The organism is Bradyrhizobium sp., assembly GCF_016462955.1.
Taxonomy (GTDB): domain Bacteria; phylum Pseudomonadota; class Alphaproteobacteria; order Rhizobiales; family Xanthobacteraceae; genus Bradyrhizobium.
The window spans coordinates 1-8,589 of record NZ_JAEMSD010000298.1 but is presented as its reverse complement, the minus strand read 5'-3'; the positions used below and the strand labels follow the sequence as shown (position 1 = coordinate 8,589).

Here is an 8,589-nt window from a genome sequence, read left to right as displayed (position 1 = left end):
GCCGGGCCGTCGCCCTTCGAGGGCCGCTGAAGAAGCGGCCACCTCAGGGTGACGGCGAGAGAGCGATGCCCGTAGCCGTCGGCGCCCCCAATCCGTCTTGACACCCCCTTCGCGACCGCGCAAAGCCACCCGCATGAACGCCTCGCCCTCCCAATCCGTCCCGGCAGCCGGCTCGGCCCGGTTCGAGGCACTGCGGACACTCGTGGGGCGGCCGTTTCCTGCGGTCATGGGGGTGCTCAACATCACCCCGGATTCCTTCTCCGACGGCGGCGCGTTCACCGTACCTGCGCAGGCGCTGGCGCGCGCGCGGGCGATGATCGCTGAGGGCGTCGACATCATCGATATCGGCGCCGAGTCCACCCGGCCCTACAAGGGCGCCCGGCCGGTCACGGCGGCGGAAGAGTTGGCGCGGTTGAAACCGGTGCTGCCCGAGGTGGTGGCGCTCGGCGTGCCCGTCTCGATCGACAGCATGAAGGCGGAGGTGGTGGCCTTCGCACTCGCGCAGGGCGCGGCGATCGCCAACGACGTCTGGGGCCTGCAAGGCGACGCCGGCATGGCGCCGCTGATCGCCGCGAGAGGCGCTCCCGTCATCGTCATGCACAACCGCGACAGCGTCGATCCCGCCATCGACATCGTCGCTGACATGAAGGCGTTCTTCCTGCGCTCGCTGGATGTTGCCGCAAAGGCAGGCATCGCACGCGACAAAATCGTGCTCGATCCCGGGATCGGGTTCGGCAAGACTGTCGAGCAGAGCATGACCGCGCTGGCGCGCTTGCGCGAACTCGACATGTTCGGCCTGCCGATCCTGGTCGGCGCCTCGCGCAAGCGCTTCATCGCCTCGGTTTCGCCGTCGGAGCCATCGGAGCGGCTGGCCGGCTCGATCGCGGCGCATCTGATCGCCGCGCAGCGCGGCGCCAGGATCATCCGGACCCACGACGTCGCCGAAACCCTGCAGGCGCTGCGGGTGGCGCATGCCATCGAGAGCAAGCCATGACCGACACGATCTTCGTTACCGGCCTGTCGATCCATGCCCGCCACGGCGTGATGGATCACGAGACCGAAGTCGGCCAGCGCTTCGTCATCGATCTCGAGCTCTACACCGACCTGTCGGAGCCGTCGCGCAGCGACCGGCTGTCGGACACCGTGTCCTACGCCGACGTCGTGGCGACCACGACCGCGGCCTTCAAGAACACCAATTACAAGCTCCTGGAGCGCGCGGCCGGCGCGGTGGCCGATGCCATCCTGTCGAAGTTCCCCCGCATCCGCGCCGTCAAGATCACCGTGCACAAGCCGCATGCGCCGATCGCCGCGATCTTCGACGACGTCGGCATCGTGCTGACGCGCTCGCGGCATCCCTGATGGGAAACGTGCTGATCGCGCTGGGCGGCAATGTCGGCGATGTCCGCGCGACGTTCCGCAAGGCGATCGCCCATATCTGCGGCATGGCGCAGGGCGCGCTGATCGCGCGCTCCTCGGACTACGCTACCCCGCCCTGGGGCGACGAGAACCAGGATCCCTTCATCAACGCCTGCATCGAGATCGAGACCGACCTCGATCCGCACGCGCTTCTGTTCGTGCTGCAGAAAGTCGAGCAGAAGTTCGGCCGCACGCGAACCAAGGAGCGGCGCTGGGGGCCGCGCACGCTCGATCTCGACATGATCGCCTACGACGACGTGTCCCTGCAAAAGCCCGACCTGACGCTGCCGCATCCGCGCCTGTTCGAGCGCGCCTTCGTGCTGGTGCCGCTGGCCGACATCGCGCCCGAACGCGTGATCTCGGGTATTCGGGTGCGAGACGGGCTTGCCAGCGTCTCGACGCAAGGCATTGAGCGGCTTCCGGATACCGGTTAACCAAAAACAACCGTTTGCAGGGACGCTTCGCCGTGGCAATTTCGCCTGCGAATAACAAGATGTTCGGGAGCCCCGCGCCGCATGACCTCCGTGACTGACGACCTGCCGCTGGCGGCGGATTTTCCCAAGGCCACCGTCGAAGACTGGCGCAAGCTGGTCGACGGCGTGCTGAAGGGCGCGCCGTTCGAGAAGCTGGTCGGCAAGACCTATGACGGCATCAAGATCGATCCGCTCTATCCGCGCGCCAGGGGCGCCGCCACCGTGCCAGGACGGCTGCCGGCAGCACCGTGGCAGATCCTGCAGCGGATCGACCATCCCGATGCGGCGCTCGCCAATGCGCAGGCGTTGCAGGATCTGGAGAACGGCGCGACCGGGCTCGAGCTGGTGTTCGCCGGCGCCAATGGCGCACGCGGTTTCGGCCTGGAACCTTCGGCCGAGGCGGTCGCAAAGGTCTTGCAGGGCATTCACCTCGACGCCGGCATCGGCATTGAGCTCGAGATCGGACCGCAGTCGCGGATGGCCGCGATCCATGTCGCGGAATACGTGAAGAGCGCAGGCCTCGATCCCAACGCCTGCAACATCCGCTTCGGCCTCGATCCGCTTGCGGCGGGCGCCGCGTGGGGCCACACCCCATACACCTGGGAGGAGATCGCCCCCGCAATCACCGGCGCCATCCAGGGCCTCGCCGGGCTCGGCTTCAAGGGGCCGTTTGCCTCTGCCGACGGGCGCGTGATCCACGATGCCGGCGGCTCGGAAGTGCAGGAGCTCGCCTTCGTGCTGGCCTGCGGCATTGCTTATCTGCGCGCGATCGAAGGCGCGGGCATTCCGCTGGAAGCCGCACAGGGCATGGTCTATGCGCGGCTTGCCGCCGATGCCGACCAGTTCCTCACCATGGCGAAATTCCGCGCGCTGCGGCTGTTGTGGGCGCGCATCGAAACGGCATGCGGGCTGACGCCCAAGCCGATGTTCATTGCCGCCGACACGGCCTGGCGCATGCTGACGCAGCGCGATCCCTACGTGAACATGCTGCGCGCGACCATCGCCACGTTCGCAGCGGGGCTTGCCGGCGCCAACGCGATCACGGTGCTGCCGCATACGCTGGCGCTCGGCCTGCCCGATCCCTTCGCGCGGCGCGTGGCGCGCAACACCCAGCTCCTGCTGCTGGAAGAAAGCAACCTCGCCAAGGTGAGCGATCCCGCGGCAGGCAGCGGCGGCATCGAGACGCTGACGGCGCAACTGTGTGAAGCGGCCTGGGCGCTGTTCCAGGAGAGCGAGACGGCCGGCGGCGCCTTCACGGCGCTTCAGCAGGGCGTGTTCCAGAGCAGGGTCGCTGCCACGCGCAAGGCGCGCGAGGCCAACATCGCCAAGCGCCGCGACGTGCTAACCGGCGCGAGCGAGTTTCCGAACCTGCATGAGAGCGAAGCCACCGTGCTGAAGGCGGCGCCGATCGCGCTGGCACCGTATGGCGAGCAAAAGTACAAGTTCGATCCGCTCTCGCCGATCCGGCTCGCGGAACCGTTCGAGGCGCTGCGCGACAAGTCGGATGCCGTGCTGAAAGCGCGCGGCGTGCGGCCGAGCGTATTTCTAGCCAATCTCGGCACGCCCGCCGATTTCACCGCGCGCGCGACCTTTGCGAAGAGCTTCTTCGAAGCCGGCGGCATCCAGGCCATCGACAGCGAGGGCTTTGCCGATCCGGCCAGGCTCGCCGCCGCGTTCAAGACCTCCGGCGCCGAGATTGCCTGTCTTTGTTCCAGCGACAAGGTCTATGCGGAACACGCCGAAGCTGCGGCAAAGGCCCTGCAAACCGCAGGCAGCCGGCTTATCTATCTGGCAGGTCGCCCGGCGGATGCCGAGGCGACGCTACGGGCCGCCGGCGTCACGGGTTTTGTCTTCGCCGGAGGCGATGCGCTTGCCACGTTGCAAGACGCATACCGACGGATGGAGCAGTCATGACCGACACCAGCAAACCTGTTCTCACTGGCGGTTGCCAATGCGGCGCCGTGCGCTTTGCCGTCATGACGGCACCGAACAGGGTCTCTATCTGCCACTGCCGGATGTGCCAGAAGGCGGCCGGCGCGCCATTCGCCTCCTTTGCCGACATCAACAAGACAGACTTTGCCTGGACCAGGGGACAGCCGTCGTTGTTCCGATCTTCGACCATCGCCGAGCGCGGCTTTTGCGCCGCCTGCGGCACGCCGCTGAGCTTCGGGAGGATCGACGGCGAGCGCATCGAGATCATGACCGGCGCGTTCGACCGCCCCGATCGGGTGATCCCGACGCGCCAGTTCGGCACCGAATCCCGCCTCGGCTGGGTCGTCGGCATCGCCAATCTGCCGAGCCAGACCACGCAGCAGAATTACGGACCGGAGAAGATGGCGACCATCGTCAGCCATCAGCATCCGGATCATGATTGATGATATGGTTGAAGCCATGAGCCGCATTCCGAACTTTGCCAATGTCGCCTTCGAGAGAGCAACCACCGCAGCGGCGAGCGCCAGCGCCGAGCCGTGGCTGACGCCCGAGGGCATTCTGGTGAAGCCCGCCTATGGCGAGGCTGATCTGGCCGGGCTCGATTTTCTCGAGACCTATCCGGGCATCGCGCCCTATTTGCGTGGCCCCTACCCGACCATGTACGTCAACCAGCCCTGGACGGTCAGGCAATATGCCGGCTTCTCCACGGCGGAGGATTCCAACGCGTTCTACCGCCGCAATCTCGCGGCAGGGCAGAAGGGCCTCTCGGTCGCCTTCGACCTCGCCACCCATCGTGGCTACGACTCGGACCATCCGCGCGTCGGCGGCGACGTCGGCATGGCCGGCGTGGCCATCGATTCCATCTACGACATGCGCACGCTGTTCGCAGGGATTCCGCTCGACCAGATGAGCGTGTCCATGACCATGAATGGCGCGGTGCTGCCGATCCTCGCGCTCTACGTCGCCGCCGCCGAGGAACAGGGCGTGCCGCCGGAGAAGTTGTCGGGCACCATTCAGAACGACATTCTGAAAGAGTTCATGGTGCGCAACACCTACATCTACCCGCCCGCGCCCTCGATGCGGATCATCTCGGACATCTTCGCCTTCACCTCGCAGCGGATGCCCAAGTACAATTCGATCTCGATCTCCGGCTATCACATGCAGGAGGCCGGCGCGACGCAGGACCTCGAGCTCGCCTACACGCTGGCCGACGGCGTCGAATATCTGCGGGCCGGCCTTGCCGCGGGCCTCGACGTCGACCGCTTCGCGCCGCGGCTGTCGTTCTTCTGGGCGATCGGCATGAACTTCTTCATGGAGGTCGCCAAGCTGCGCGCCGCGCGCCTGCTCTGGGCCAAGCTGCTCAAGCCCTTCAACCCGAAAGACCCGCGCTCGCTGTCGCTGCGCACGCATAGCCAGACCTCGGGCTGGTCGCTGACCGCGCAGGACGTCTTCAACAACGTGATGCGCACGACGGTGGAGGCGATGGCGGCCACCCAAGGCCACACCCAGTCGCTGCACACCAATGCGCTCGACGAAGCGCTGGCGCTGCCGACCGACTTCTCGGCCCGCATCGCCCGCAACACCCAGCTGTTCCTGCAGCAGGAGAGCGGCACCACCCGCATCATCGATCCCTGGGGCGGCTCGTATTATGTCGAGCGGCTGACGCGCGACCTCGCGGCGAAGGCCTGGGGCCACATCCAGGAGGTCGAGGAGCTCGGCGGCATGGCCAAGGCGATCGAGGCCGGCGTGCCGAAGCTGCGGATCGAGGAGGCATCGGCCAAGACCCAGGCGCGCATCGACGCCGGCAGGCAGGCAGTGATCGGCGTCAACAAGTACAAGCCGACCGACGAGGTCCCGATCGAGATCCTCAAGGTCGACAACACCAATGTCCGCCGGCTTCAGATCGACAAGCTCACGCGGCTCAAGTCCGAGCGCAACCAGAAGGACGTCGACGCCGCGCTCGCCGCGCTGACGCGCTCGGCCGGCGAAGGCAACGGCAATTTGCTCGCGCTCGCCATCGATGCCGCACGCGCCAAGGCGACCGTCGGCGAGATTTCGGATGCACTGGAGAAGGTGTTCGGCCGCCATCGCGCCGAGATCAAGTCCATCACCGGCGTGTACAAGCGGGAGGCGTCCAGCATGGGCAACCAGGTCGAGAAGGTGCAAGCGCTGATCGACGCCTTCGAGGAGGCCGAGGGCCGCCGCCCGCGCATTCTCGTCGCCAAGATCGGCCAGGACGGCCACGACCGCGGTCAGAAGGTGATCGCCTCGGCCTTCGCCGATATCGGCTTCGACGTCGACATCGGGCCGCTGTTCGCCACCGCCGACGAAGCCGCGCGGCAGGCCGTCGAGAACGACGTCCACATCCTCGGAGTCTCCTCGCTCGCCGCAGCCCATCTCACTGCCGTGCCGGAGCTGAAGGCCGCGCTGAAGAAGCATGGCCGCGACGACATCATGATCATCGTCGGCGGCGTGGTGCCGCCGCAGGATTACGATGCGCTGTACGCAGCCGGTGCGGAGGCGATCTTCCCGCCGGGCACTGTGATCGCCGAAGCGGCCGAGGAGCTGATCCGCAAGCTGAACGCCCGGCTCGGGCATAGCGAGGCGGCGGAGTAGTTTCACCGTCTGTTTCCGACAAGAAGGATTTGCGTGATGTCTCTCGCGCCCACGTTGATGCGCGCGCTCGCTGTTGCCACGGTCTGCGCGCTGTTCGGTCCCGCGCACGCCGCCGACCCCAAGCCCGATGCGATCGTCAAGACCAGGAGCATCGAGGCACGCGTTTTCCTCGACGACAGGATCAAGGCGGATGCGGCGCTGGCCGCGGATTGTCTCGCCGAGGGCAAGAATTGGCTCAACAAGAATGCCGCGGAAGCTGCCGCCGCGCGCAAAGCCGATCCGCAGACCTCTTGGGAAGGTCGCTGGGAGTTCGAGCGCAAATATGAAATCCGCTCCGTCATTGCCGACCGCTATGTCAGCGTCCTGCGCAACGACTACATGAACACGCGCGGCGCGCATCCCAACTCGGACGTGAACACGATCCTGTGGGACAGGGCCGGCAAGAAGCGCATCTCGATCCGCCCGTTCTTCACCGAGACCGCCGACAACGGGGCGACCCTGAAGGCCATGGTGAAGGCGATCGTTGCTTCGCTCAAGGACGAAAAAAAGAAGCGCGGCGCCGGCGAGACCGCGACCGACGAGTGGTTCACGGCCGAAGGGCGATGAGGAAGAGCAGTGATCACGGCTTGAGCAGCGACATGTTGCTCACAACGCGTTGGTAGCGCTACCTTGCGGCGGCGCTGCAAAGCCGACTAGAATGCCGTCATTGACAAGAGCGCCCGGCATCACGGGCGCCGCTGGGAGGCATTCAATGTCCAAGATTTCGCGCCGCACCTTTGCGGCTTCGACCGCCGCAGCCGCGGCATCCGCCGCTTTCGGCTTCAAGCCCGCATTCGCGCAAGCCTATCCGGCCCGACCGGTCACCGTGATCGTCCCCTGGGGCGCTGGCGGCGGCACCGACGCGACGGCGCGCATTGTCGCAGCCCTGCTGGAGAAGGACCTCGGCCAGCCCTTCAACGTGGTCAACCGCACCGGCGGCTCCGGCGTGGTCGGCCACAGCGCGATCGCAACCGCGCAGCCCGACGGTTACACCATCGGCATGCTCACGGTCGAAATCTCGATGATGCACTGGCAGGGCCTGACCGAGCTGACACCGAAGAGCTACACCCCGCTGGCGCTGATGAACGAGGATCCGCCCGGCATCCAGGTCTCCTCCTCCTCGCCCTACAAGACGGTCAAGGAACTCGCCGACGCGATCAAGGCGGCGCCTCCCGGCAAGTTCAAGGCCTCCGGCACCGGTCAGGGCGGCATCTGGCACCTGGCGCTGGTCGGCTGGATGCAGGCGATGGGCCTGCCCGCCAATCAGGTCGCCTGGGTGCCCTCGAACGGCGCAGCACCTGCGATGCAGGATCTCGCCGCCGGCGGCCTCGACCTCACGACGTGCTCGGTGCCGGAGGCGCGCGCCATCATCGAGGCCGGCAAGGCCAGGAGCCTCGCCATCATGGCGCCGGCCCGCAACCCGATCTTCAAGGACGTGCCGACCCTGAAGGAGGCGATGGGCATCGACTACGCGACGGGCGCCTGGCGCGGCATTGCCGGGCCAAAGAACCTGCCGCCGGAGATCGCAACGAAGCTGACCGCGGCGCTGAAGAAGGTCTACGACTCCGCCGAGTACAAGGACTTCATGAGCAATCGCGGCTTCGGCACCGTGTGGGGCGATGCCGCTCACTTCGCCGGCTTCATGGACAAGGGCGACGCCCAGATGGGCGAGGCGATGAAGGCCGCGGGCCTGAGCAAGGCGTGATCTGCGGCTGCGACGCCCTGATCACCTCTCCCCGCACGCGGGGAGAGGGCGTTTATCTCTGACAGGACTTCCCATGCGTCTTCCCGACTCCATCACGGGATCGTTTCTCGTCGCGCTCGGTGCGGCCGCCGCCTATGGCGGTTACCTCTTGCCGCCGGTGCCGGGGCAACCGGTCGGTCCCAACGTCTTTCCGCTGGTGATCGGCTGCGGCCTCGCGCTGTGTGGGCTCGCGATCGCGTTCGGCATCGGCCGTTCCTTCGAGGAGGAGGAAGAGCTGGTCCCGTTCGAGGACGGCCAGGCCGCCGCGCCGCCGCCGCAGAGCAAGCTCTACGGCCTGCGCGCGCTGTTGCCACCGGCGCTGTTGCTGTTCTACGTCTCTGCCGCCGACCGGCTCGGTTTCATCATCAC

8 protein-coding genes and 1 pseudogene are annotated in these 8,589 nt (G+C 66.8%); all 9 read left to right on the top strand.

Annotation, left to right across the window (positions count from 1 at the left end; all coding sequences use genetic code 11):
* The first annotated feature begins 133 nt into the window (after positions 1 to 133).
* On the top strand, positions 134 to 994 hold the full coding sequence (gene folP, locus JHD07_RS25485) for a dihydropteroate synthase (protein WP_291627073.1): 861 nt from the start codon (positions 134 to 136) through the stop codon (positions 992 to 994).
* A complete protein-coding gene (gene folB, locus JHD07_RS25480; protein WP_291627071.1) occupies positions 991 to 1,359 on the top strand; it encodes a dihydroneopterin aldolase in 369 nt (122 codons plus the stop codon). The genes folP and folB overlap by 4 nt, the downstream gene beginning before the upstream one ends.
* A complete protein-coding gene (gene folK / locus JHD07_RS25475) occupies positions 1,359 to 1,850 on the top strand; it encodes a 2-amino-4-hydroxy-6-hydroxymethyldihydropteridine diphosphokinase (protein WP_291627069.1) in 492 nt (163 codons plus the stop codon). The genes folB and folK overlap by 1 nt, the downstream gene beginning before the upstream one ends.
* A gap of 81 nt (positions 1,851 to 1,931) precedes the next feature.
* The gene (locus tag JHD07_RS25470; RefSeq protein ID WP_291627067.1) at positions 1,932 to 3,803 is read left to right on the top strand and encodes a methylmalonyl-CoA mutase family protein; all 1,872 of its coding nucleotides are present in this window, start codon (positions 1,932 to 1,934) and stop codon (positions 3,801 to 3,803) included.
* Complete coding sequence (locus tag JHD07_RS25465) at positions 3,800 to 4,264, top strand: GFA family protein (protein ID WP_291627065.1); 465 nt, start codon at positions 3,800 to 3,802, stop codon at positions 4,262 to 4,264. The genes JHD07_RS25470 and JHD07_RS25465 overlap by 4 nt, the downstream gene beginning before the upstream one ends.
* Before the next feature lie 16 nt (positions 4,265 to 4,280).
* Positions 4,281 to 6,437, top strand: coding sequence for a methylmalonyl-CoA mutase (gene scpA / locus JHD07_RS25460; protein ID WP_291627074.1), 2,157 nt, complete (start codon positions 4,281 to 4,283; stop codon positions 6,435 to 6,437).
* Between the two features lie 57 nt (positions 6,438 to 6,494).
* A pseudogene (locus tag JHD07_RS25455) lies at positions 6,495 to 7,025 on the top strand (hypothetical protein); the annotation flags it as partial.
* A gap of 163 nt (positions 7,026 to 7,188) precedes the next feature.
* The gene (locus tag JHD07_RS25450; RefSeq protein WP_291627063.1) at positions 7,189 to 8,181 is read left to right on the top strand and encodes a tripartite tricarboxylate transporter substrate binding protein; all 993 of its coding nucleotides are present in this window, start codon (positions 7,189 to 7,191) and stop codon (positions 8,179 to 8,181) included.
* 73 nt (positions 8,182 to 8,254) lie between these two features.
* Positions 8,255 to 8,589: tripartite tricarboxylate transporter TctB family protein (locus tag JHD07_RS25445; RefSeq protein WP_291627060.1), on the top strand; the 335-nt coding region annotated here is incomplete at its 3' end.